Origin of the sequence: Novosphingobium sp. FSW06-99 (assembly GCF_001519065.1) — a bacterium.
Taxonomy (GTDB): Bacteria; Pseudomonadota; Alphaproteobacteria; order Sphingomonadales; family Sphingomonadaceae; genus Novosphingobium.
Genome location: NZ_KQ954255.1, coordinates 385,811 through 410,670, shown reverse-complemented (window position 1 = coordinate 410,670; position 24,860 = coordinate 385,811). Strand labels below are relative to the sequence as shown.

The 24,860-nt window shown below is 65.7% G+C and carries 18 protein-coding genes; 7 read left to right on the top strand and 11 right to left on the bottom strand.

Annotation, left to right across the window (positions count from 1 at the left end):
- The first annotated feature begins 68 nt into the window (after window positions 1-68).
- A complete protein-coding gene (locus AQZ49_RS10675; RefSeq protein WP_067615322.1) occupies window positions 69-1,355 on the top strand; it encodes a citrate synthase in 1,287 nt (428 codons plus the stop codon).
- Between the two features lie 67 nt (window positions 1,356-1,422).
- Here AQZ49_RS10675 and AQZ49_RS10670 read toward each other — a convergent pair whose 3' ends face one another.
- From AQZ49_RS10670 to AQZ49_RS10655, 4 genes are all read right to left on the bottom strand, one after another.
- Complete coding sequence (locus AQZ49_RS10670; protein ID WP_067615320.1) at window positions 1,423-2,781, bottom strand: sensor histidine kinase; 1,359 nt, start codon at window positions 2,779-2,781, stop codon at window positions 1,423-1,425.
- Complete coding sequence (locus AQZ49_RS10665) at window positions 2,778-3,650, bottom strand: hypothetical protein (RefSeq protein ID WP_231739185.1); 873 nt, start codon at window positions 3,648-3,650, stop codon at window positions 2,778-2,780. Before AQZ49_RS10665 ends, AQZ49_RS10670 begins: the two co-directional genes overlap by 4 nt.
- A 9-nt stretch (window positions 3,651-3,659) precedes the next feature.
- Entirely contained in the window at window positions 3,660-4,904 is a 1,245-nt protein-coding gene (locus AQZ49_RS10660) for a hypothetical protein (protein WP_231739184.1), read from the bottom strand.
- Window positions 4,905-5,114: 210 nt separating this feature from the next.
- On the bottom strand, window positions 5,115-5,420 hold the full coding sequence (locus tag AQZ49_RS10655) for a hypothetical protein (protein WP_067615456.1): 306 nt from the start codon (window positions 5,418-5,420) through the stop codon (window positions 5,115-5,117).
- Window positions 5,421-5,493: 73 nt separating this feature from the next.
- Between AQZ49_RS10655 and AQZ49_RS10650 the strand changes: the two genes are divergently transcribed.
- The 4 genes from AQZ49_RS10650 to AQZ49_RS21825 all read left to right on the top strand — a co-directional run bounded on the left by AQZ49_RS10650 (window position 5,494) and on the right by AQZ49_RS21825 (window position 10,533).
- Window positions 5,494-8,130 carry a hypothetical protein gene (locus AQZ49_RS10650; protein ID WP_156428247.1) on the top strand — a complete coding sequence of 879 codons (2,637 nt, stop codon included), beginning with the start codon at window positions 5,494-5,496 and terminating at the stop codon, window positions 8,128-8,130.
- 71 nt (window positions 8,131-8,201) lie between these two features.
- A complete protein-coding gene (locus tag AQZ49_RS22815; protein ID WP_082701700.1) occupies window positions 8,202-8,327 on the top strand; it encodes a DNA translocase FtsK in 126 nt (41 codons plus the stop codon).
- A gap of 257 nt (window positions 8,328-8,584) precedes the next feature.
- Window positions 8,585-9,895 (top strand): AAA family ATPase, encoded by a 1,311-nt coding sequence (locus tag AQZ49_RS10645; protein WP_156428246.1) that lies wholly within the window; start codon window positions 8,585-8,587, stop codon window positions 9,893-9,895.
- A complete protein-coding gene (locus AQZ49_RS21825; protein WP_082701698.1) occupies window positions 9,892-10,533 on the top strand; it encodes an RloB family protein in 642 nt (213 codons plus the stop codon). The genes AQZ49_RS10645 and AQZ49_RS21825 overlap by 4 nt, the downstream gene beginning before the upstream one ends.
- A 188-nt stretch (window positions 10,534-10,721) precedes the next feature.
- Here the strand turns inward: AQZ49_RS21825 and AQZ49_RS10635 are convergent, their stop codons facing one another.
- Genes AQZ49_RS10635 through AQZ49_RS10625 form a run of 3 tightly spaced genes read right to left on the bottom strand, consistent with a single transcriptional unit; the run spans window position 10,722 to window position 16,921 of the window.
- Complete coding sequence (locus AQZ49_RS10635; RefSeq protein WP_067615312.1) at window positions 10,722-14,279, bottom strand: error-prone DNA polymerase; 3,558 nt, start codon at window positions 14,277-14,279, stop codon at window positions 10,722-10,724.
- Window positions 14,280-14,285: 6 nt separating this feature from the next.
- Window positions 14,286-15,680 (bottom strand): UdgX family uracil-DNA binding protein, encoded by a 1,395-nt coding sequence (locus AQZ49_RS10630; RefSeq protein ID WP_067615310.1) that lies wholly within the window; start codon window positions 15,678-15,680, stop codon window positions 14,286-14,288.
- Window positions 15,677-16,921: a putative DNA modification/repair radical SAM protein gene (locus AQZ49_RS10625; protein ID WP_067615308.1), complete on the bottom strand. Its 1,245-nt coding sequence runs from the start codon at window positions 16,919-16,921 to the stop codon at window positions 15,677-15,679. Before AQZ49_RS10625 ends, AQZ49_RS10630 begins: the two co-directional genes overlap by 4 nt.
- 134 nt (window positions 16,922-17,055) lie before the next feature.
- On the opposite strand from AQZ49_RS10625, the gene AQZ49_RS10620 reads away from it, so the two are divergent.
- Window positions 17,056-18,585 carry a patatin-like phospholipase family protein gene (locus tag AQZ49_RS10620; RefSeq protein WP_067615306.1) on the top strand — a complete coding sequence of 510 codons (1,530 nt, stop codon included), beginning with the start codon at window positions 17,056-17,058 and terminating at the stop codon, window positions 18,583-18,585.
- A 5-nt stretch (window positions 18,586-18,590) separates the two neighbouring features.
- Here the strand turns inward: AQZ49_RS10620 and AQZ49_RS10615 are convergent, their stop codons facing one another.
- From AQZ49_RS10615 to AQZ49_RS10600, 4 genes are all read right to left on the bottom strand, one after another.
- Window positions 18,591-19,652 (bottom strand): acyltransferase family protein, encoded by a 1,062-nt coding sequence (locus AQZ49_RS10615; protein WP_197411003.1) that lies wholly within the window; start codon window positions 19,650-19,652, stop codon window positions 18,591-18,593.
- Window positions 19,653-19,740: 88 nt separating this feature from the next.
- Window positions 19,741-21,303: a DNA polymerase Y family protein gene (locus AQZ49_RS10610; RefSeq protein WP_231739182.1), complete on the bottom strand. Its 1,563-nt coding sequence runs from the start codon at window positions 21,301-21,303 to the stop codon at window positions 19,741-19,743.
- Window positions 21,200-21,883 (bottom strand): hypothetical protein, encoded by a 684-nt coding sequence (locus tag AQZ49_RS10605; protein WP_067615299.1) that lies wholly within the window; start codon window positions 21,881-21,883, stop codon window positions 21,200-21,202. Before AQZ49_RS10605 ends, AQZ49_RS10610 begins: the two co-directional genes overlap by 104 nt.
- 189 nt (window positions 21,884-22,072) lie before the next feature.
- A complete protein-coding gene (locus AQZ49_RS10600; RefSeq protein ID WP_067615297.1) occupies window positions 22,073-23,593 on the bottom strand; it encodes an amino acid permease in 1,521 nt (506 codons plus the stop codon).
- Between the two features lie 368 nt (window positions 23,594-23,961).
- Here AQZ49_RS10600 and panB point away from each other — a divergent pair, with 368 nt between their 5' ends.
- On the top strand, window positions 23,962-24,846 hold the full coding sequence (gene panB / locus AQZ49_RS10595) for a 3-methyl-2-oxobutanoate hydroxymethyltransferase (RefSeq protein WP_067615296.1): 885 nt from the start codon (window positions 23,962-23,964) through the stop codon (window positions 24,844-24,846).
- Window positions 24,847-24,860 lie beyond the last annotated feature (14 nt).

Here is a 24,860-nt window from a genome sequence, read left to right as displayed (position 1 = left end):
GGGGCATCTCTCAACCATCGCGCATGACCGGGATGCCCGGTGCGATATTGACCTAGGAGGACTGAGACGTGAGCAATACCCAGGCAACGCTGCAGACCGGCGGCACCACCGTGGAATTGCCGGTGACGAGTGGCACGATCGGTCCCGACGTGATCGATATCCGCAAGCTCTATGGCCAGACCGGCATGTTCACCTATGACCCGGGCTTTACCAGCACGGCGAGCTGTGACAGCGCGATCACCTATATCGACGGCGATGAAGGCGTCCTGCTGCACCGGGGCTATCCCATCGGGCAACTGGCCGAACATTCAACGTTCATGGAAGTCAGCTATCTGCTGCTCAACGGCGAATTGCCGACCGCGGCCGAACTGTCCGAATTCAGCCGCACGATCACGCGCCACACCATGGTGCACGAACAGCTCAGCAGCTTTTACAGCGGTTTCCGCCGCGACGCGCACCCGATGGCGGTGATGTGTGGCGTGGTCGGCGCGCTGTCGGCGTTTTACCACGATTCGACCGACATTGCCGATCCCGTGCTGCGCCGCATCAGTTCGCACCGTCTGATCGCCAAGATCCCCACGATCGCGGCGATGGCCTACAAGTATTCGGTCGGTCAGCCGTTCGTCTATCCCGACAACCGCCTGTCCTACACCGGCAATTTCCTGCGCATGACTTTCGGCGTGCCGGCCGAGGAATACCAGGTGGTGCCCGAAGTCGAACGCGCGCTCGACCGCATCTTTATCCTGCATGCCGATCACGAACAGAACGCATCGACCTCGACCGTGCGTCTGGCCGGTTCGTCGGGCGCCAATCCGTTTGCCTGCATGGCCGCCGGCATCGCCTGCCTGTGGGGCCCGGCGCATGGCGGCGCCAATGAAGCGGCGCTCAACATGCTGCGCGAAATCGGCACGCCTGATCGCATCCAGCACTATATCGAACGCGCCAAGGACAAGAACGATCCGTTCCGCCTGATGGGCTTTGGCCACCGCGTCTACAAGAACTACGACCCGCGCGCGACCGTCATGCAAAAGACCGTGCGCGAAGTGTTCAAGGCGCTGAACGTCACCGATCCGCTGTTCGAAACCGCGCTGCGGCTGGAAGAAATCGCGCTGTCGGACCCGTACTTCATCGAAAAGAAGCTGTTCCCCAACGTCGATTTCTATTCGGGCATCATCCTGTCGGCGATCGGTTTCCCGACCACGATGTTCACCGTGCTGTTCGCCCTGGCGCGCACGGTCGGCTGGGTGGCGCAATGGAACGAAATGATTTCCGATCCCGGCCAGAAGATCGGCCGCCCGCGCCAGCTCTACACCGGTCCGACTGCACGCGAATACGTGCCTGTCGAACAGCGCTGATCACGATCCGATCAAAGACAAAGGGCGGGATTGCCGAACGGCAGTCCCGCCCTTTCTGTTTGCGCGATCAAGCCGCCGCCCGCCCCGGCAGCGACAGTTCAAACCGCGCGCCCGGTCCCGGCGCGACTGTCAGATCACCGCCCATGGCACGGGCCAGACGGCGCGAGATATAGAGGCCGAGGCCGCTGCCGCCATCGCCGCTGCGGCCGAGCCGTTCAAACTTTTCGAACACCCGCGCGGCCTGTTCGTGGTCCAACCCGGCACCCTGGTCGTGCACCGCCACCCAGGCCTGTGCGGTATCGCCGCCGCATTCTATCGTCACCGTCGAATGCTGGGGGCTGTAACGGATCGCATTGGTCAGCAGGTTGAGCAGGATCTGCAACACGCGGCGAAATTCGCCGGTGGCCGGGACTTGCGTGCCCTCGGCGGGCGGCACCAGCGTGATTCCGCGTTCCTGCGCGCGCATCGCCAGGATGCCTGCGGCGCGGCGCGCGCAATCGGCCAGATCGATGCGATCGGGCGCGGGGCTGAATTCGGGTGCCTCCACCGCGTCGAGATCGGCCAGATCCTCGACCAGCGACAGCAGATGGCGCCCGGCCTCGGCAATATCGGCGGCATAGCCGGCATAGGCGTCGGCTATCGGCCCGGCCAGCCGCGTGCGGATGGTTTCGGCATTGGCGATGATGCGGTTGATCGGCTGGCGCAAGGCCGGGGCCAGATCGCGCCCGATCAGGCGATTGCCCGGCAAAGTCACCGGCGCAATCTCTTGCGCTGGCGGTCTAGGGTCCGCCAGCGCATCGGCCAGGATCAGCAGATCGAACCCCGCATCACCATGCGGCACAATCCGCGCGCGCCAGGTGCGCGCCGATCCGGCGATATGAAACGCCACATCGTCAAGCAGGCGCCAGTGCAAGGGCTGGCGGTGCGCCACCCCGATCAGGTCGACCGCTGCGCTCCACACCAGGCCTTCGCGTTGCCAGCGTTCGGCCAATGCGCTCAGCGCCGCCGCCTCACCGGCCAGATCGGCATCATCGCCGCGCAGATCGACCGCCAGCACACGTTGATCGGCGCCCAGCACCGCATGGATCGCGGCAATCTGGTACAACACCGCATCATCGGGCGCGATGTCGGCCACCGCGTCGCCCGCCAGGCGCCATTGCGTCAGTTCGATGCGCGTGCCCTGCCCATCGGGCGCGGCATAGGCCAGAAAGGCGATCATCTTGCCTTCATCGACTGCGCCAAGCTGCCGCAATTGCGCCACGCCCGATGCGCGCACCCGGCGCACCAGCGTCAACAGCGCGGGCACCGCCAGCGTGCCCGGCATATCACCGCCGCACCGCACCTGCAGCCCGGCGAGCGCCGCGTCAGCCTCGACCAGACGGTCGGCGTTGTCGCAAAGACCCCGCACCGGGGTGACCCGGCTCATCCGCCCTGCCCCGCCAGCACATGCTCTGCCGCCCCGGCATCGGCGGGCAGCGCCACCAGCGCGGGATCGGCCTCGGGACGGATCGCCAGCAATTGCGCCGCCGCATCAGCGGGCGACAACCCGGTGGCGCGCAGCATCAGCGCCAGCCGCAAGGGATCATCCTCGGCACAGGCGAGCGTGACCAGTTCACGTGGTTGCCCCGAAGCCAGCGCCAGCGCGCTGAGAAACAACGGCACCCCGGCCTCATCGATGCGCAAGGCCATCGCCGTGTCGGGCCCGAGCACCGTCAGCACGCGGCGCAGCAACGCCAGGCGCCCATGCGGATCATCGGGCGCGGCGTGCCGGGGATGGCGCACCGGCGCGGCATGTTCGGCGCGCACCCCATCGGCAATCGCGTGGGCCATATGCAACAGATCACCGGGCAATTCCCCCAGCGGCAGGCACATCCGGCGCAAACTTTGCCCCAGCCGCGTCTGCACCGCCAACAGCGCGGTGGTCGCAATCGCCACATCATCGCCCACCGTGCCCGCATCGAGCCGCCGCCTGATTAGCGGGGGCAGCACCGGATCGAGCGCGCGGCGCGCGGCCAATTGCGCGATCAGCCGTGTTTCGATGGCGATGGCATGCAGATGCAGGGCAATCGCGCGATTGGCCATCAGCCTGTCGCGCACCGGATCGGCCAGTGCCGCCTCATCCGCCACCAGTTGCGCGGCCAGATCACCCGCCAGCGCCCGCACGCGCGCCACGGTTTCATCATCCAGCAGCATGGTCGGCCCCAGCCCGACCAGACTTTCGAGCACATGCGCCGTCATCGCCAGCCGATGGTCGGCGGCGGTCAACGCGCTGTCGGGGTGTGCCGCCTGTGTCATGGCGCAACCCTAGCCGGTTCCGGTTAAATCGGGGTTAGCCACCGGAGTCACCGCGATGGCCCAGACCATCAGCCCCAGCACCGCCGTGCGCAGGCAGAAATCAAACGGCAACAGCGCGCTGGTTACCGCCAGCGCCACACCCAGCACCAGCCGGTCGCGCAACCACCAGGTGGCCCGCCGGTCGCGCACCACGCGCGGCAGCAGATGCAGCAACAGCATCAGCGCCAGCGGCGCAAACCAGGTGATCGCAAACGGCCAGGCCAGCGCCAACGGCACCCCGGTGACATGCGGAATATCGCTGCGCCAGGCCGCCAGCATGACAAAGGCCACATCGATGACCGCCTCGAACCCTGCCCCGGTGGGCGATGCCTTGCCGGTTTCGAGCAGCGACTGCCGCTCGATCCGGGTCATCAACGTGGCCACTTTGGCCAGCACCCAGGCCAGCGCGAGCAAGGCAAAACCGGGGGTGCGCCAGCCGAACCAGCCCGACCCCAGCCCCAGCAACAGCGCCACCACGCCGCCCATTGCCACCACCCAGGGCCGCGTTCCGGCATGGAGCAGCGCAGGGCCCGCCCCGTGCACAGCGCGTGCCGCCAGCCATTCGCCGGGGCTGCGCACATGCGCGCTTTGCGTGTGCAGCCGCAGCCACACCGGTTCGAACGCATGGGCTTCGTCTTCGCTGCGCACCACGGTCCAGCGGCCATCGTCGAGCACCGCCGTGGGCAGCACCTGCAACGGCACCCGCCCCTGCACCGCCAGCCGCAACAGCGCCGCCGGCGCGTTCCATTCGGGCGGCAGATCGCCCAGCCCGGCAACCAGCCGGCCCGGCAGCCGCATCGCCCCGGCATAGGCGTGGTTGATATCGATCCGTTCAAACCCGGCGGCCATGCCTGCCTCGACCGGCAGCGCCAGCACGCCGTTGGCATCCTTCAGATGCGCCAGCGCGATCTCGGGCTGGGCCAACAGCCCGTCGCCCAGCACGATCAGATCATCATCGGCATTGACCAGCGGCAACAGCGCGTGGGCCGACGTGATCACATGAAACCGCGCGCCACCGGATTCGCTGGCATGCTGCAATGCGATCACTTCGCCGGTCAGCGCCTCGGTCACCACGACGATCCGCGTGCAGCCCAGCGCCAGCGCCAGACCAAGCTGGTGTCGGGCCAGCGACCGCCCACCGATCGTCAGATAGCCACGCAAACCCTGCGGTTCACCGGCAACGGCATCGGTTATGGACAGCAATGCGACCCGCAAGGTCCCCGGTCTCCTGTTTCGCGGCGGCGTAAGAGTCTGTTTCGAAAGTCGCCTTTCGGCGACTTTGTGCCACCCACCACCCCGCACCCCCGACCCAACCGCCCATTTAAGGTACCCTGTGGGTGGTTGGGTCGGGGGTGCGGGGTGGTGGGTGGCACTTTCAAAACAGACTCTACATGCGGACCTAGACCATTCGCGCAAAAGGTAAAGTCACGCTGCGGGATCGATCTCGTCGAGCAGGCGGCGAATGCGCCGCACGATGGCCGGATCGCCCGGCACGCCGGCAATGGCCTCGTCGGCCAGCGTGATCAGCTCATCGCCATGAAACGTCGCCGCCAGCCCTTTCAGCCGTTCGGCGGCCTGCCGCCAGTTGGCATCGCAGCGTGCGCGCTGCATCAGGTCGAGCGCCGCCAGCGCAGAATCGAGGAACGCGCGGCGCAGTTCGCGCCGCAGTTCGGGATCATCCCCCAGCGCGCGCACCAGATGCGCATCGATTGCTTCACCAAGATAGGCCATGATCGCCACGATGCCCCCGCGCGGGTTAAGGCGGGGTTACACAAGGCCCGAAAACCGTGTTAGAACCGTGGCCATGAACGGGGGAACACGCATCATCGCGCTCGATGGCGGAACAGTCGAGGCCGATCCGGCCAGCCATTCGGCCTTTCCGGTCGACGAAACCGCCGACGATCACGCCGATTTCACCGAATCCGGGGCGGATTTTGCCGCCCCGCGCGGCGCCTTGCGCTGGCTGGTGCCGGGGCTGGCCATCGTGCTGCTGCTCGGCTGGACTGTGCTGTTCGTGGTGGCCAAGGCGGGCGCCTTGCGCGCCGCGCCGACGCCCGATGCGGTGGTCAACCTGATTGCGATCTGGGCGCTGCCGGTGATGCTGGTGCTGGTCGGCGTGCTGATCGCGCGCACCACCTTGCGCGATGCCAGCCGCCATGCCGTGGTGATCCATGCGCTGGCCGATGAAAGCCGCGCGCTCGAATCGCGGCTGCGCGCGATGAACACCGAATTGTCGCTGGCGCGCGATTTCATCGCCGCACAGGGCCGCGATCTCGAAGCGCTGGGCCGCGTGGCGGTCGATCGCCTGACAGGATCAGCCGACCGGTTGAAAGATCTGATCGCCGGGCAAGGCCAGGATATGGATCATATCGGCACGGTCGCGGCCAAGGCGCTGGACAACATCGGCACACTGCGCACGCATCTGCCGGTGATCAGCAATTCGGCCAAAGACGCCGCCAACGCGATTGCCCTGGCCGGGCGCACCGCCGAGGCGCAGTTGGAAGACCTGATCGCCGGGTTCAACCGCCTCAATGAATTCGGCAGCGCCAGCGGGCGCAAGGTAGAGGATGTGCGCGCCGCGGTCGATGCCGCGCTCGATGCCTTTGCCGGTGCCAGCGAACGGATCGCGGTGGCGGGCGATGTGCGCCTGCGCGCGGTGATCGATCAGCTCGATGCGCAACGCGCGCGCATCGATGCCGAAGAAGTGACCGCGCTGGCCGCGATCCGCGCCCGCGCCGATGCGCTGGCGGGCGAACTGGCGCGCCAGCGCGAAGTGATCGCCAGTGCAGAGGAAGGCAGCCTGGCCGCGCTGGCCACGCGCATTGCCGCGCTCGATGGCGATGTGCGTAAAGTCGCCGCGTCGCTGGCGCGCGCGATCGAGGAAGTCGGGCGCGACCACGATCAACTGGTGTCGGATTCGCGCGACCGCCTGCGCCGCTTTGAAGAAAGCGCCGGATCGCTGGGCCGCGCGCTGGTGGATGAGGCCGGTTCGGTCGATGATGCGCTGGCCACCCGGCGCCACGCGCTCGAAGCCGCGCTCAACGCCACCGCCGAAGGGTTTGCCGCCCGGCTGGAGGCGCTCGATGCCGCGATCGGCCAGCGCCGCGCGGCGATGGCCGCCGCCGCCGCCGACAGCGCCGATGCGATCGACACGCGGCTGGCGCGCATCGACAGCACGATCGAAACGCAGCGCCAGCGGCAGATTGCCGCGATCGAGCATCTGGCCACCACGTGCGACGCCCTGGCCACGCGCATCGCCGCCTTTGCGCAGACCATCGATTCCACAGCCGAGGCCGGATCGCGCACCACCAGCGTGGTCGATGCGGCGATGGCCACGCTGACCGACCGGCTGACCGCGGCGCGCACCGCGCTGGGCGGCACCGATACGACGATTGCCGGGCTGACCGATGCCGCGGTGCGCCTGCTGGAACTGATCGAGGCGGCCAAGGACCACACCCGGACGCAAATCCCCGAAGCGCTGCGCAGCGCGATCGCCGGGATGGACGGGGTGGAACGCCGCGTGCTGAGCCTGCGCGAAGGGCTGGTCGAGGCGGGCAATGCGGGCGCCGCGCTGTCCGACATGGTCGATGCCACCGGCGCGCGGCTGGGCGATGTACGCGGCGATATCGCCGCGATCCACGACGCATTGCTGACACGCACCGCCGAACAGGAAAAGCGGCTGGGCACAATCCGCGATCTGGTGCGCGCGGCGCAGGCCGACAGCGACACGCTGACCGGATCGATCGAGCGCCGTCTGGCGGGCGCGATTGCCGAACTGGAGGCCGCCGCGCACAAGGCCGGGGCCGATCTGAACGACAGCACCGCCGCCGACATCAGCGCAATGGCCGCGCGCTTTGGCGAAGAAACCAGCGCGGCACTGGCGCGCGTGGTGCAAGGGCGCGGCGCGCAGATGATCGCCCGGCTGGAAGAAGCGATGGACAGCGCGTCCAGCTCTGCCCGCGAAACCGCGTTGCAGATGCGCGATCAGCTTGCGCGCATCGACGAACTGGCGGGCAATCTGGAAAGCCGGGTCAACCACATCCGCGAACGCGCCGAGGAACACGTCGACAGCGATTTCGCCCGCCGCACCGCACTGATCACCGAAAGCCTGAATTCCACCGCGATCGACATCACCCGCATCCTGTCGGCGGATGTGTCGGAAAGCGCCTGGGCGTCATACTTGCGCGGCGAACGCGGCATCTTCACCCGCCGCGCCGTCTCTCTGCTCGACACCGCCGACGCGCGCGCGGTGCAGCAGCATTACGAAACCGACGAGGAATTCCGCACCCACGTCAACCGCTATATCCACGATTTCGAAAGCATGCTGCGCCAGTTGCTGTCCACCCGCGACGGCAACGCACTGGGTGTGACGCTGCTGTCGTCCGACATGGGTAAGCTTTATGTCGCGCTGGCCCAGGGCATCGAACGCCTGCGGACATAAGCACCCGCTGCCGCCTTTCCACAATCTATCTTACAACACCCGCTCGTCCTGAGCCTGTCGAAGGACGCTAGTTGCAGGAACCACCGGGCCGCCATCCGGTAAGCTGGCTGCAACGCCAGATGGGCATAGGCTACAACGAAGCCGCCCGCTGGCACGAACGCTTCGAAGCCGAAGGCCCGTTTCGCTGGAGCCCGTAGGGTGTGTGGCATAGGGACGCCCTGCGCCCACCGCGAGCACCAGGATTGACCTCACCAACTGTTGCTTCGCCAGATCCGATTGCGGACTAGTGATTTTCGGACGCCCCATCCAGATAGTCACCTTTTTCGATGGCCTTATAGTCATACTGGCTCTGGACTTCTCCGGCCTCATATCGCACCTTCAAAGCATCTTTTTTCGACATCAGATTGAATTTGATGGTTCATTTTGCATAATTTTTGCCTAAATAGCATATAAATTGACTGACGCACTGATTCGGGAGCGCGAAATGCTATTGAGATTCAGCGCGAAAAATTATCTCTCGGTCTCTGGCACTGACGAGATCTCGCTGGTTGCATCCAGCCTCAAAGGTCCGGAATGTAGCTTGGCGCCCATCCCCGGAACGGATCTCTCAGCACTGCCGAGTGCAATAATTTATGGCGCCAATGCGTCTGGTAAGACAAATTTTTTGAAGGCGTTTAGCTTTCTCAGAAGCGCTATCCTCCAGTCACATACGCGCGGTAATCCTGAGGGCGGTGTTCCGCGCATTCCGTTCAAGCTTGATCCAGCTCGCGCACGGGAAACATCCGCGCTAGAAGCCGAATTCATCGTCGATGGGGTCAGGCTGCAATACGGTTTCGAGTGCGACGACAACGCCTTTATTGCCGAGTGGTTGTACGCCTACCCAGAGGGTAAGCGGCGTAGAATGTTCGAGCGTACAGGAAACGAGGTCGAGTTCGGATCCCATTTCAAAGGGCCGAAGAAAATTCTGGTTGACCTCATGCGAGCAAATAGTTTGTTCATTTCGACTGCGACACAGAATGATCATGAGGAATTAAGCAAGATCGTCGCTTTCTTCAGACGTACCCGTTTCAGCATGAACGTAGCAGTTGCTAAAGAACTGATAAATAATACTTTTAAGAAAGACCAAGTCGATCCAAGAACGATAGAATTTCTTAAATCCATCGGAACAGGAATTATCGGCTTCAGGCAAATGGACATTGAAATTCCCGACTCTGTCAGGATGATCACGAAAGAATTTGTCTCAATTGCTCGAAAGCATATGGGAGAAACTGCGACCATCGAAGATGATAATTCTGACCGCTTACGAGATGTTGCGATAGAATTCTCTCATGCGGGCGTTTCGGGCGAACCTTGCTATTTCGGCCTTGAGCGCGAAAGCTCAGGAACACGGCGCCTTGTTCTAATGATGAACACTGTATTCAAAGCACTTGACGAGGGAACTCTCGTCGTGATCGACGAACTCGATGCGAGCCTTCATACCTTTGCCGCTGCCCAGATCTTGGAGCTTTTTGAAAACCCGAAAATCAACCAAAACGGGGCCCAACTGATTGCTACAACACACGACACGAACCTGCTTAGTCTCTCAACATTACGGCGTGACCAGATTTGGTTTTGCGAAAAGGACGAAACTGGCGCGTCGCATTTGTTCCCGTTGTCCGACATAAAATCGAGGCCAACCGATAATTTCGAACAGGGATATCTTGAAGGCCGTTACGGCGCGATCCCTTACTCGGGCGATCTCGTCGCGTTGTTCGAGGCGAAATGATGAGAGAGCGGCGATCACTACGACGGGCCCCGCCCACCCGTTCGCCAAAGCGAAAATTCATCATCTATAGTGAGGGTAAGAACACCGAGCCCGATTATTTTCGTGCCGTGCAACGTGACCTTCTGGGCGCGCTCGTAGACCTTGATATGATTGATGCTGCTGGCGTACCGATGACGATTGCGGAGCGGGCGTGCGAGCGGGCATCGTCTATGAAGCGAAGTCGCGGGCGAAAGTCATCGTTTGAGGAAGGCGATCAGGTGTGGGCAGTTTTCGATTGTGATGAACATCCCAAGGTTCCCGAGGCACTCGAACGGTGCCGTACTAGCGATGTAAAGGCCGCCTTTTCCAATCCATGCTTCGAAGTTTGGCTTATACTTCATTTTGATGATTTTGACCGCCCGGACGACCGTCATCAGGTTCAAGCTGCCTTAGCCAAGGTATGCGAAGGCTATGATCCAAAGGGCAAAAAATCGGCGGATTTTAGCAAATTGATGCCGAAGGTCGGTGACGCCGAGGTGCGAGCGAAACGGCAACTGGCATGTCGAGAAAGCGAGGGGCAGCCACCAAGGCGACCGTTTACGACGGTCTTTAATCTGACCAACGCATTGCGTGAAGCCCACCTTGCTTACAAGGGCTAGGACGCCGACAATGGCGCTTACTTTGTGCCACCAAGAATAGACCCCAATCTATCCTTGTCGAACGTTTCCCATGAATGACGGCTTTCGGGTTCTGTGCGGCCGCCACTGAACTACCAAAATGGACGCGAAGCGGTCATTACCGACATGGCTGAGATGGTGGCGGCTATGCCCTTCCCTCTCACCCCCAATCAATGAAAATCCCGTGACCTCGGGATCACCAGCATATCCCTCGGATGCCCGCGTGTCGGCGCCGGGATCGGGCGGGCCACTTCGTCGGCACGGGCCAGTGCGGGGTCGAAGGGCTGGTGGGACAGGCGGGCCAGGTCGTGGCTGGCGTCGGTCAGGTGGGCGGCGATCACGTGGATCACTTCGTCGTCGTATTCGACGCGGCCGCGCACTTCCATCAGGCGGGCGCCCATTACCACCTTGCGCTGTTTTTCTTTCAGGTCGGGCCAGATCACCAGATTGATCACCCCGGTTTCGTCTTCCAGCGTGATGAAGCAAACGCCCTTGGCGCTGCCCGGTTGCTGGCGCACCAGCACCACGCCTGCGACATGGACCATGGCGTGGCTTTTGCGGGTGCGCAGATCGGCGGCGCGCAGGAAACCGCGTTCGGCCAGGCGCGCGCGCAGGAATGCCATCGGGTGCGCCTTTAGCGACAGGCGCAGGGTCTGGTAATCGGCCACCACTTCCTCGCCCGCGGGCATCACCGGCAGGCGCGTCCGCACCGCCTCTATCCCTTCGTCGCGCGCGCGCATCGCGGCAAACAGCGGCAGATCGGGCGCGGCGATCAGGCTGCGCGCGTGCCACAGCGCTTCGCGGCGCGAAATGCCGATCGATCCGAACGCATCGGCGCTGGCCAGCCGCTCGATCACCGACGGCGACAGCCCGGCGCGCGCGCGCAGATCGGCCAGATCGTGATAGGGCCCCTCGTGCTGGCGCGCGGCGATCAGCGCGGCGGCATGGACCTGCGCCAGCCCATCGATCTGGCGCAGACCCAGCCGCAGCGCATGACGCTCCGCCCGAACCGCCCGCCCCCCGTCACCGCACGCAAAGCCCTCCCCCTCAGGGGGAGGGTTGGGTGGGGGTGTTTGCGGCCGGTATGGCGTGCCACCATGCGAACTTGCAGACACCCCTTCCCAACCCATCCCCAATGGGGCGGGGTCAACGATTTGCCGTTCCAGCGTGCAATCCCATTCGCTGTGGTTCACATCGGGGGGCAGCACCGTCACACCATGATCGCGCGCATCGCGCACGATCTGTGCAGGGGCGTAAAACCCCATCGGCTGCGAATTGAGCAGGCCACAGGCAAACGCCGCCGGGTAATGGCATTTCAGCCAGCTCGACACATAGACCAGGTGGGCAAAGCTGGCGGCGTGGCTTTCGGGAAAGCCATATTCGCCGAAACCCTTGATCTGGTTGAAACAGCGCACGGCAAAATCGGGGTCATAGCCGCGCCCGATCATGCGCGAGACCATCATCTCTTCCAGTTCGTGCACCATGCCCCGGCTGCGGAACGTGGCCATCGCCTTGCGCAGCCGGTTCGCCTCCAGACTGGAAAACTGCGCCGCGTCCAGCGCGATCTTCATCGCCTGTTCCTGAAAGATCGGCACGCCATAGGTGCGCCCCAGGATCGCGGTGAGTTCATCGGGCGGGCCGTGGTGCGGATCGGGCGCGGGGATCATCACCGGTTCATCGCCGCGCCGCCGTTTCAGATAGGGGTGCACCATGTCGCCCTGGATCGGGCCGGGGCGCACGATCGCCACCTGCACCACCAGATCATAGAATTCGCGCGGGCGCAGGCGCGGCAGCATGTTCATCTGCGCGCGGCTTTCCACCTGAAACACCCCCAGCGAATCCCCCCGGCACAGCATGTCGTAAACCGCCGGATCTTCGCGCGGGACGCTGGCCAGCGTCAGATCGCGGCCATGGTGCGCGCCCAGCAGATCGAGGCATTTGCGGATGCAGGTCAACATGCCCAGCGCCAGCACATCAACCTTCATGATGCCCAGCGCGTCGATATCGTCCTTGTCCCATTCGATGAAACTGCGATCGGGCATCGCGCCATTGCCCACCGGCACGGTTTCGATCAGCGGGCCCTGGGTCAGGATGAACCCGCCGACATGCTGCGACAGGTGGCGCGGCATGCCGATCATCTGTTCGGCCAGCCGGATCACCCGGCGCAGATGCGGATCGGCCAGATCGAGCCCGGCCTGCGCCACGTTGCGCGCGCCCACTTCGCCGCCCCAACTGCCCCATACCGTGCGGGCCAGCGCGCCGGTCACATCCTCGGTCAGGCCCATCGCCTTGCCCACTTCGCGGATCGCCATGCGCGGGCGATAATGGATCACCGTGGCGCACAGCCCGGCGCGATGGCGGCCATAGCGGCGATAGATGTACTGGATCACTTCCTCGCGCCGTTCGTGTTCGAAATCGACATCGATATCGGGCGGTTCCTTGCGCTCTTCGGAAATGAACCGGTCGAACAGCAGCGCGTGGCGGGCCGGATCGACCGCGGTGATGCCCAGGCAATAACACACCGCCGAATTGGCCGCCGATCCGCGCCCCTGGCACAGGATCGGCGGGTTTTGCGACCGCGCGAAATCGACGATGTCCTTGATCGTCAGGAAATACGTCGCCAGGTTCAGCTTGCCGATCAGCGCCAGTTCGCGGTGCAGCGTCTGCGCCACCGCCTCGGGCCCGCCGTCGGGATAGCGCTGTGCCGCGCCGATCCAGGTCTGTTCGGCCAGCCAGCCTTGCGGATCGCGCCCGTCGGGGCAGATTTCCTCGGGATATTCGTAACGCAGTTCGGTCAGCGCGAACGTGCAGGCATCGGCCAGCGCGCGCGCGGCGGCAATCGCATGGGGCCAGCGTTCGAACAGGCGGATCATTTCGGCGGGCGATTTCAGATGGTGTTCGGCGTGGGGTTCCAGCCGGTGCCCGGCGGCGGCCACGGTGGTGCGGTGGCGGATCGCAGTCATCACATCGTGCAGCGGGCGCCGCGCCGGTTCGTGATAGAGCACATCGTTGGTGGCCAGCAGATCCAGCCCGTGCGCCCGCGCCAGCGCATCGATCGCGTTGATCCGCGCGACATCGTCGCCCTGATGGAAATGGCATACCGCGATATGCCGCATTGTCGGCAGGCTGTGGACAAGATGGGGGACAAGCCCGGCAAAATCGGTGGACAGGCTGGTCATGACCGGTGGATCATGCGCCTCTCCCTTCAGGGGAAGGGCTGTCACATTGGTCGGCACCATGATCGTCAGCGGCTGATCCAGATCGCGCGGCGGGATCGCCACCAGCGCGATGTCTGCGCCATGCGCGGCCAGCATCGCCAGCGTGATGTCGCATTGCCCCTTGTCCTGCCAATCGCCATCGGGCGTGGCCATGCGGCCCTGCGAAATCAGCCGGCACAGGCGGCCATAGCCGGCGCGATTGTGCGGATAGGCCAGAAATGACAGTCCTTCGGTGGTTTCGATCCGACAGCCGATCACCGGGCGCAGGCCGAGCGCCAGCGCCTCGCCATGCAGGCGCACCACCCCGGCCAGCGAATTGGCATCGGCAATGCCGATCGCGTCATAGCCCAGCGCGCGCGCGGTGGTGACCAGATCGACCGCATCCGACGCCCCGCGCAGAAACGAAAAACAGCTCATCAGCCCCAGCTCGACAAAATCCGCCCGCGCCGGTGCGCCCGGCCCGGTGGGCACGGCATGGCGGCGTTCGGGGGTGAGCGCGGATTCGGGCATCGCCGGTCAGCCCCGCGCCGCCAGCGCCAGATCGGCGGCAAAGCGCGCCGCCTCGTCCGCCCGCGCCGCCTCGCCCAGCCGCAACTGGTGCGCCGGATGGCTGGTGATCACCAGCCGCGCGCCATCGTCCAGCGCGATCAACCGCCCGCGTTCCTGCTGCACCCCGATGGTGCGGCCCAGTATCGCCCGCGCCGCGCTGGCCCCCAGCGCCACGATCACGCGCGGGCGGATCAGCGCGCGTTCGGCATCGAGCCACCAGCGGCAGGTATCGATCTCGCGCGCGGTGGGGGTCTGGTGCAGGCGCTGTTTGCCCTGCGACACATGCTTGAAATGGCGCACCGCATTGGTCAGCCGCGCCACCGCCAGGTTCAGCCCGATGGCATCGGCGTGCTGGCGCAGGACGTGCCCGGCGGGGCCCACGAAAGGGTGCCCGGCCTGTTCCTCGTGATCGCCGGGCTGTTCGCCGACGATCATCAGCCGCGCATCGGGTGGCCCCTTGCCCGGCACCGCGCGCGTGCCGTTGCACCCGATCGCACAGCGACGGCACGCCGCCACCGCTTCATCGAGCGCGGCCAGCGTGGCGGGCGGGCGACCGGCATTGTCCCCGCCCAGCGCGATCATCGCCGCCTCGCGCGCCTGGGCAGAGGCGATCAGTTCGGGAATCAGATCGGCCTCGGGCAGGTTTTTCCAGTACCGGCGCGGCATTTCCTTGACCATGGCATCGATTTTCAACCGCGCCGGGTTGAAGATCGATGCGTAATAGGTGCGCCACAGCGCCTCGGCCGGATCGCCCGCCGGGCAATCGGTGCGGCTGGCCGGGGGCCCTTCGTGCAGCGCGGCGCCATCCCAATGCACCGCGCCCTGCGGGGTGAGGATCGACCAGCGCATCGCCGCAAACCGGCGCACGAAAAACCCGGCATTGGCGCGCAGGATATGGTGCATGGGTTCGAACCATGCGACGTAATGTTCGCCTTGCCCGGTTTCCACCACGCGAAACCGCACGAAAGCGCGCATCTTGTGCATGTCGCGCCGCACCGCGCGGGCCAGCGCATCGATCGCCCGCACATCGGGATCGGCCCGGTCCGCCATCAGCCGGGGCACGGCCTGCAACCGCCAGAGCACACGATAGAGCAGATCGAACCGGCCCGGATCACGGTGCAGCGCGGCCCGCCCGGCCAGATCGAGAAAATCGCGCGAGGCACGCACCGGCGGCGCATCGGCGCGCGGCGCGGGGGGATCATCGCCCGCAAACAGATCGCGCGCCGCCTGCCCCGGCACCGACCAGCCCACCCGGTCGGGCGCCACCCCGGCCTGGATCAGCCGCCGCGCGCCATCGCGCCAGCCGTCGAAATCATCGGGTGCGCCAATCGCCATGGTCACGCGGGCGATTGTGCCGGTCATGCAAACAGTTCCAGTTGTTCGCCCCGGCGCGGCGCCACCACTGCGCGCAGATCGGCGCGATCGGCCAGCACCACCGGGCGCCAGTCGGCGGCGATGATGAACGGGCGCACTTTGGTCAGCGACACGGTCAGCCGCGCCAGATCGGCCAGATCGAGCCGCCGTTGCCGCCGCGCCGACAGGATCGCCGCCACCGCGCGCACTCCCAGCCCCGGCACGCGCAACAGCGCCTCACGCGGGGCGCGGTTGACATCGACCGGAAAGCGGTCGCGGAATTTCAGCGCAAAGGCCAGCTTGGGATCGATATCGAGCGGCAGCATCCCGCCCGGACCGGTTGCCGCGCGCACATCGTCGAGCCCATAGCCATAAAACCGCATCAGCCAGTCGGACTGGTACAGCCGGTGTTCGCGCAGCAACGGCGGGCGTTTGAGCGGCAGCACCGCGCTGGCATCGGGAATCGGGCTGAACGCCGAATAATAGACCCGGCGCAGACCGAACCGGCCATAGAGCCCCGACGAGCGGGTGATGATATCGGCATCGCTGGCCGCATCGGCGCCGACGATCATCTGCGTCGATTGCCCGGCCGGGGCATAGCGCGGGGCATGGCGGAAACGCCGCCGCGCATCGCGCCCTTCGACAATCGCACCCGCCATCAGATCCATCGCGCCCTCGATGCGCGGCGCCGATTTGTCGGGCGCCAGCCGGGTCAACCCGGCGACCGTGGGCAATTCGACATTGATCGACACCCGGTCGGCATGGAGCCCGGCGCGGCGCACCAGATCGGGATCGGCCTCGGGAATTGTCTTGAGATGGATATAGCCACGAAATTCATGCTCTTCGCGCAGGATCCTGGCGGTTTCGATCAACAGTTCCATGGTGTGGCTGGAACTCTTGATGATGCCCGACGACAGGAACAGCCCCTCGATATAGTTGCGGCGATAGAACGTCATCGTCAGGTCGGCGACCTCTTGCGGGGAAAACCGCGCGCGGCGCACGTTCGAACTCTTGCGGTTGATGCAATAGTGGCAGTCGAAAATGCAGTGGTTGGTCAACAGCACCTTGAGCAGCGATATGCACCGCCCATCGGGCGCATAGGCGTGGCAGATGCCCATGCCTTCGGTCGATCCGATCCCCTTGCCCGACCGGCTGTCGCGCCGGGTGGTGCCCGATGACGCGCACGAGGCATCGTATTTTGCCGCATCGGCCAGGATCGCCAGTTTTTCGAGCGTGCTGAGTTGGGTCATTTGTTCCTTATATGTTCCATTTTTCACCAAGGCCAGTGGCCAGGCGGGCAAGATGGAACGCGGGCGATTTTCCCCTTGCACAATCCGGTGGAAACTCTTGAATGGGCGCGGCGCGGCAACCGGGGGGAACGGCCATGAACACGATGATGCGCAAGGCATGGCTGGGCATCCTGCTGGTGCCGATGCTGGCCGGTTGCGCGCTGAAACTGCCGCAGATCGACCGGCCCGCGCTGGCCAGCCAGGCGGTGATCCCTGCCCATCCGATCGCGGTGAACAGCAACGAACTGTTCGCGGCGCGCGCCGTTGCCACCAGTGGCAGGCCCGCCACCGGATCGATCTATGCGCGATCGCGCCGCCTGCTCGCGGCCGACCATGCCGATGGCGCCAACGCCGCCAAATGCGCGGCGCTTGCCGCCGCACATCCCGCGCTGACCCGCGATGTGCCCATGCGCAAGGATGCCATCGTGGTGCTGTCGGGCGGCGGCGCGCACGGCACGTTTGGCGCGGGGTTGCTGCTCGGGCTGCAGGATGTCGGTGCTTTGCCCGAAGAGGCGCAGATCGTCACCGGGATCAGCACCGGCGCGTTGCAGGCGACATTCGTGTTCCTGGCCCGCCAGCCGGTGCCCGCCGACCGCACGTATGGCTGGCTCAACCCCGGTGCGCTGGCAGTGCATGCGCTGCCCGGCGCGATCGGCGCATCGCCACCGGTGCCCGGCCATTCCAGCCTGGAAGACCTGGCGCTGGCCTATGCCATCCATGACGAGGCCGAGATTGCCCATCTGACCGTGCCGGGCAGCAGCGGACTGCTGACCAAGGGGCTGACCCTGATCGAACAGGGCGCGCTGGCCGATCTGACGCCGCTGCGCACGCGGCTGCGCGATCTGATCAGCCCCGATACGATCGCGCAGATCGCCTTGCAGGGCTGTGCCCAGCGCGCGCTGCTGATCGGGGCGGCCGATTATGACGATGGCAACGGCTATGCGCTCGATCTGACGCGGCTGGCGCTGTCGGCCTTCGATCGGGACGGGCAGGCCGTGGGCATGGACGCGGTGCGCGATGCCTATGTCGCGGCGATGATCGCCTCATCGTCGGTGCCGGTGCAGACCCTGCCGGTGCAATTGCGCTTTGCCGTGATCGGCGAGGCCGGGCAGAGCGTGCACCAGCACATGTTCATCGACGGGGGCGCCAAAGTCGGCGTGTTCGTGCCCGACCGCACCGATGCGCGCGCGGTTACGCTGCTGGTCAACACCTCGCTCGCGACCAGTCCCGCCGACCCCGCCAATCCGCCCGTGGCCACCGCCAAATGGGATGTCGCCAGCTTTCTCGACCGGATTGTCGAGGATATTCTGGAAACGCAGATCTACAACCTGTCGGTCGGGCTGGTGCAGGATCGCGTCGATCTGGCCCAGGGCCAATTGCACATGGCCTATCTGTCGAACCACGACGACAACACCGCCACCGGCACGCTGGGCCCCGCCCCCGCAGACCATGTCTATGCCGCCAACGGCACGCGCCAGACCTGCACCGCGTGGCAGGCGGTCGATGTCAGCGTCCCCAACCCGCCGCAGCAGTATTTTCCCGACTATATGGCCTGCCTGATCGATTATGGCCGCAGCCGGGGGCAACAACAGCAATGGAACCTGATCCTGCCGGCGGCGAAATAGCGGGTTCACCCTCTCAAGGCCGCCATGGCGATTACCGGCGGCGGGCGCACCGGACCGCGCCGCGTGCGGGGGCCCAGGCCAAACAGCGGCAGCAGCCCGAACCGCGCCAGCAGGCGATGCACCAGCAGTGGCCCGACCACCCCTGTCATCGTGCACACGATCCAGTAAAGCCCGGCCCAATGCGGCACATGCAAGTGCATCAGCGCCGTGCGCGCGCCCGCCGTGCCCAGGATATGCATGACATAGATCGCCATCGATGCCGTTCCCAGCGGCACGAACAGCGCGCGCGCGCCGGTCTGTGCCAGCAACCGCGACAGCGCCAGCATGGCCGCGATGCCGCCGATCGCGGCCGGCAATGCCGCCGGTTTCAGATAGGGCGCCTCGCCAGACAACGGCATCACCAGGCAGCCGATGACCCACAGCGCGATCGCGGCGGGCAGCACCAGCAACGCCGTGCGCGCGCGCAAGCCCCTGATCGTATCGGCCGCCAGCACGCCGGTGACGAAAAATACCGCCTGGTAACACACCTGGTGTGCGATCTGATCGCCATCGAGAAACTGGCTGGCGACCATGCCCGCCAGCGCCAGCGGGATCAGCACACGCGCGCGCACCCCCACCAACGCGATCACGGTCATATAGACCATCAGCGCATAGAGGAACCAGAACGGTGAAATCGGCCGCCACGCGATCATCGCCAGCGCCGACCAGTCGGCATGGCCGTTGGTCATCCCCGACAACCGGACCATCAGCACCCCCTGCACCAGCGACCACAACACATAGGGCCAGGCAATCGTCGACACTTTGGCCCGCAGGAAATCGCCCGCCCCGCGCCGCAGCGATCCGGGCACATTCAACCCGGCCAGCACCATGAACAGCGGCATGTGAAAGGTATAGAGCGCCAGATCGAACGTGCGCCAGCCCGCGCCCGTGGCAATCCCCGCCGACACCAGCCCGCGTTCGGCATGCCCTGCGACCACCAGCACCACCCCCAGCCCGCGCGCCAGATCGAGCCATGCCACACGCCGCCCGCTCAATTCGCCATCCTCGCCGCTCCACGCAGTGTTCACACCGCAGTCTATGCACCGCACGCACGCAGGCGCACGCGATGACGCATCGATCGTGGAGCTATAACCGGCGTTCGATTTGCCACGCCGGTCATCCGCACAAGCCTTGCAGAAACCATTCGGGCACACCGCCGCGCCCGTCGCCGGGCAGGCCCCGGCGATAGATCCAGTAACGGCGCCCGCTGCTGTCTTCGATGCGATAGTAATCGCGCAGCCGCGCCCCGCCTTTTTCGCGCCACCATTCGGGCGCGATCCGTTCGGGGCCTTCGGCGCGGGCGATTTCGTGCACCGCGCCGCGCCAGCGGAACAGGCGCGGCAATCCGTCGGGCGCCTCATAGATCACCGCGATCGGTTCGGCGCGGTCGAGCAGTTTGAGCGGGCGGGCGTGGAACGCCAGTTCCTCCTGCATCGCGCGCGTCGGATCGGGGGTGACCCAGCCTTGCGCGCGTTCGGGCAGATGGCTGGCGCGCGGCACCGGCATGGCCACTGCCGCAGCCCCCAACCGCGCCGTCAGCCGGTCGATACAGGCCGCCAGGCTGGTGCCGTGCTGTTGCGCCGATGCCTCGAGATCGGTCTGGCTCAGCATCAGCGGTTCGGCCCAGGGCGCCGACAGCCGCACCACCTCGATGCCGAAACCGGCGTCGCAATCGTCCAGCTTGTGCGCAAACAGCCGGGTGATATGCGCCGCATCGCGGGTCGGCGCCGCCAGTTCGAGCGCGCGCCGCAACACCCCGCCATCGACTTTCCACAAAGTCAGGTCGAGCCGCCGCGCGCCCTGCCCGTGCGCTTCAAGCCGCCGTGCCAGCGCCAGCGCCAGATCGGCCACCACCCGGTCGAGCAGATCGCGATGGCGCAGCGGTTCGATCAGCCGGCGCAGCACCGTCGGCACCGGCGCGGCGATGACCGGCAGGATCGGTTCGGGCACGCGCCCGGCAAACTGGTCGAGCCGCACCAGCGGATTGGCCGCAGGCGCACGCCGGTCGCGAAACCGCCGCGCCAGCGCGGACCGACCGATCGCGGCCAGATCGCCGATACGTTTGAGCCCCAACCGGTCGAGCAGCAGCAGCACCGCATCATCCAGCCGCAGCGCCGCCACCGGCAGATCGCGCAAGGCATCGAGCGGATCGCCCCCCTCGGCCAGCGCAGACCGGTCGGGGCCATGATGTGCCAGTGCCCAGGCCGCCCCCGCCGTGGGCGCGATCGCCAGCCGCACCTGCAACCCGCGCGCGGCAAAACAGGCACGGGCATCGACCATCAGCGCGTCTTCGCCACCGAACAGGTGCGCCACCCCGGTCACATCGACGATCAGTCCGTCGGGCGCGTCCAGCGCGCTCCACGGCCCCCAGCGCTGTACCCACAGCGCCAGCGTTTCGAGGAAGGCATGATCCCCGGCGGGATCGGCGGGATGCACTACCAGCCCCGGCGCCAGTGCGCGCGCATCGGCCAGCAACATGCCCCGGCGCGCACCCGCGGCGCGCGCCGGGGGGCTGACGGCGGTAATACGCGGCCCATGTGCGGTTTCGCCGATCAGGATCAGCGGCGCGGACGGATCAGGCCTGTCCTGACCCAGCCGCCAGCGATCGATCGCCAGCGTCGGACACCACGCCGCCATGATCCGTCGCGAAGACGGCGAGGCTGTGCCGTTCTCCATCATCACCAACTATCCATTGACCGGGTTGAAACACATGCGCGCGGAACAGATCGGCGCGCCAGCGCGGATCGCCAGGGGCATCCCGGTTCCAGCGCGGCGACGGACTGGGCGCGGCGGCAACGTCCCAGCGCATGCGCGCAGAGCCCAGATCGTGCCGCGCCGACAGCCGCACCATCCACAACGGCACGCCATGGCGTTCCGCCGCCAGGCTGAGCCGACGCGACGCGGTGAAATCCAGCGCCGCCGGATTGCCCGCCACTTCGCCGATGACAAAGGCCAGATCGCGGCAGCGCAACCCCTCTTCCAGCGCGAACAGCGCATCTTCGGCACGCGGGGCGGCGACATGGATCAGGCGATGGCGCAGCCCCGTGGGCAGGCCGGGGCGATAGGGCCGCCCCGACAGCCGGATCGCCGCCCGGTCCTGCACCCACAGCCACGGGCGATGATCGGCCGGATCGTCCATGGCATCGCGCGCCAGGGCCAGTGCCAGCGCGGCGCCGCTTGCCTCATCGGCAGAGGCGAACAGTTCGGTGTGGCGGCAGGAGGCACGTGCGGGATGGTGGAGTGGGATCGCCCCGCGCATGGCGTTCTGTAGAGGCAGCGCCCCTCCACCGGCTTTGCCGGTCCCCCTCCCCGTGCCGGGGAGGAATGATACGGAGGCTGCGAATCGATCCATGTTCCTATTATGTTCTCATTTGCCGATTGCGCAACAGCAAACGGGCCGGGGAACTGTTGCTCCCCGGCCCGCAGAATTTGCCGAAAAACAGATCCGTCAGAGAATCGGCGGCACCGATGAAGGCGGCAGATCGGCGTCTTCTTCGTGCACTTCGGTCAGTCCGCGCCCGACGTGGCTGCGGCTGCGGCTATAGGCGTAATAGACCACCAGGCCGAGCGCCGCCCAGCCGATGAACAGTTCGACCGTTGCCGCCGACAGGCTGTAGAACAAGTACAGGCAGCCCAGGATCGAGATCGGCGCGATCACCCACACCGCCGGGGTGTGGAACGGACGATGGCGCCCGGCATCGGTCACGCGCAGCACCATCACCGCGATCGACACCGCGGCAAAGGCGAACAGGGTGCCCGAATTCGACACATCGGCCAGCAGCCCAACCGGAAAGAACGCCGCGAACAGCGCCACGAAGATGCCGGTCAGGATGGTGATGACGTGCGGGGTGTGAAATTTCGGATGCACTTTCGAAAAGAATTCGGGCAGCAGCCCGTCTCGGCTCATCACAAAGAAAATGCGCGTCTGGCCGAACATCATCATCAGGATCACCGAGGGCAGCGCCAGAATCGCCGCCGCACCGACCAGCCAGCCGACAAACGGATGGCCGACCGACCGCAAGGTCCACGCCAGCGCTTCCTTCGAACAGACCACCGCGTTGTCATGGATCAGCGAACAGGCCTGCGACAGCGCGGGCGTGCCTGGATCGAGCGCGACATGCCCCGGCCCGAACACCGGCTGTGCGCCCACCGTGCCGATCACCCCTGCGGCCACCAGCATGTAGAACACCGTACAGATCGCCAGACTGCCGATCAGCCCGATCGGCATATTGCGCTGCGGATTGGTGGTCTCTTCGGCGGCGGTCGACACCGCATCGAACCCGACATAGGCGAAAAAGATCGAGGCCGCCGCGCCCGAAATGCCCGTAAACCCGAGCGGGGCAAACGGCACGAACTGGCCAGAGCGGATCACCGGCAGCGTAAGCGCCACAAACAGCGTCAGCGCGGCAATCTTGATCGCCACCAGCACCGCGTTGACCGTCGCGCTTTCCTTGGTGCCCAGCACCAGCAGCACGGTGATGATCGCCGCAATCGCCATCGCCGGCAGATTGATCAGCCCGCCGTCAAACGGCCCGCGCACCAGTTCGAGCGGCACGATTATGTGAAAACTGTTCTGGACGAACCCGATCATATAGCCGGACCAGCCGACCGACACCGCACCCGCCGCAATCGCATATTCCAGGATCAGCGCCCAGCCGACCATCCAGGCGACCAGTTCGCCCATCACCGCATAGCTGTAGGTATAGGCAGACCCCGAAACCGGCACCATCGCGGCCATTTCGGCATAGCACAAAGCCGCCACCGCACAGACGAACCCGGCAATCACAAAGCTGAGCATCATGCCCGGCCCCGCCTTTTGCGCGGCCTCTGCCGTCAACACGAAAATCCCGGTGCCGATGACGGCCCCAACCCCCAGCATGGTCAATTGAAACGCACCCAGCGACCGATGCAGCGATTTCTTCTCGGCCGTGGCTAGAATGGCGTCGAGTGATTTGACGCGACCAAACATTGAATTCTCCCGCCTTGGTCATTGCAAGATCTCGGCCCGCTCCGGCGCAACCTGCCGGACGGACCTGATTGCAATCGAAACCAGGTTATGGCGCGCGACGCTAGCCGCATGCCCGCCCCCGGCAAAGAGCTTTTTGCCTGCCGCTGCCCCTTGCCCTTGACGTCTGGCCGGTTAAGGGTCTGACTCGAAACGCGCGAAAGGGCGCGTTTCGAAGTCGGCACCAGCCCGCTCCCCCACCCGACCGCCCAATAACATACACTTACGTGGGTGGTCAGGTGGGGAGCGGGCCGGTGCCGACTTCCCGAACCGCCAGGTTCGGGTCAGACACGAAGGCAAGGCATTCGCTGCCAAAAGAGTGGGAAAAGACCATGTCGACAACGTTCCAGCTCGATACATCCACCAGCCGGGCGCATCCCACGCCCGCGCCGATGAAGCGGTTGACCGTGCCGCAGGTCCGCGAACGCAAGGTCGATGGCGTGACCGCCGAGCCGATCGTGATGCTGACCGCCTATACCGCGCGGCAGGCGCAATTGCTCGATGCGCATTGCGATCTGCTACTGGTCGGGGATTCGCTGGGCCAGGTGATCTATGGCCTGCCGTCGAGCGTGCCGGTCACGCTCGACATGATGATCGCCCATGGCGCGGCGGTGGTGCGCGGCAGCTATCACGCGGCGGTGGTCGTCGACATGCCGTTCGGCAGCTACGAAGCCTCGCCCGAACTGGCCTTTTCCAGCGCCGCGCGCGTGCTCAAGGAAACCGGCTGCGCCGCAATCAAGCTCGAAGGTGGCGAGGCAATGGCCGAAACGGTGGCCTTTCTGGTGCGCCGGGGCATCCCGGTGATGGGCCATGTCGGCCTGACACCGCAGGCGGTCAACGTGCTGGGCGGCTACAACGCGCGCGGACGCAGCGCCGCCGAGGCGGACAAGATCCTGACCGATGCGCGCGCACTCGATGCCGCCGGGGCCTTTGCCGTGGTGATCGAAGGCGTGGTCGAACCGATCGCGGTGGCGATCACCCGCGCCATCGCCTGCCCCACCATCGGCATCGGCGCCTCGGCGCAATGCGACGGCCAGGTGCTGGTGACCGAAGACATGCTGGGCATGTTCGAGCGCGTCCCGCGCTTTGTCAAAGTCTATGAAAACATCGCCGCAACCATCGACAATGCGGTGCAGACTTATGCCGCCGAAGTGCGCGCGCGCAGCTTTCCGGGCCCCGACCAGACCTATCAGCCACGCAAAGGCACGCCGCAATGATATCCTCCCCAGAA

Bases quoted from the DNA above. Each gene is read 5' to 3' on its own strand.
- AQZ49_RS10670 (WP_067615320.1), bottom strand. From the start codon at position 2,781: ATGAGCCGGGTCACCCCGGTGCGGGGTCTTTGCGACAACGCCGACCGT.
- AQZ49_RS10665 (WP_231739185.1), bottom strand. From the start codon at position 3,650: ATGACACAGGCGGCACACCCCGACAGCGCGTTGACCGCCGCCGACCAT.
- AQZ49_RS10655 (WP_067615456.1), bottom strand. From the start codon at position 5,420: ATGGCCTATCTTGGTGAAGCAATCGATGCGCATCTGGTGCGCGCGCTG.
- AQZ49_RS10650 (WP_156428247.1), top strand. From the start codon at position 5,494: ATGAACGGGGGAACACGCATCATCGCGCTCGATGGCGGAACAGTCGAG.
- AQZ49_RS21825 (WP_082701698.1), top strand. From the start codon at position 9,892: ATGATGAGAGAGCGGCGATCACTACGACGGGCCCCGCCCACCCGTTCG.
- AQZ49_RS10635 (WP_067615312.1), bottom strand. From the start codon at position 14,279: ATGCCCGAATCCGCGCTCACCCCCGAACGCCGCCATGCCGTGCCCACC.
- AQZ49_RS10630 (WP_067615310.1), bottom strand. From the start codon at position 15,680: ATGACCGGCACAATCGCCCGCGTGACCATGGCGATTGGCGCACCCGAT.
- AQZ49_RS10625 (WP_067615308.1), bottom strand. From the start codon at position 16,921: ATGACCCAACTCAGCACGCTCGAAAAACTGGCGATCCTGGCCGATGCG.
- AQZ49_RS10620 (WP_067615306.1), top strand. From the start codon at position 17,056: ATGAACACGATGATGCGCAAGGCATGGCTGGGCATCCTGCTGGTGCCG.
- AQZ49_RS10610 (WP_231739182.1), bottom strand. From the start codon at position 21,303: ATGATGGAGAACGGCACAGCCTCGCCGTCTTCGCGACGGATCATGGCG.
- AQZ49_RS10605 (WP_067615299.1), bottom strand. From the start codon at position 21,883: ATGCGCGGGGCGATCCCACTCCACCATCCCGCACGTGCCTCCTGCCGC.
- AQZ49_RS10600 (WP_067615297.1), bottom strand. From the start codon at position 23,593: ATGTTTGGTCGCGTCAAATCACTCGACGCCATTCTAGCCACGGCCGAG.
- panB (WP_067615296.1), top strand. From the start codon at position 23,962: ATGTCGACAACGTTCCAGCTCGATACATCCACCAGCCGGGCGCATCCC.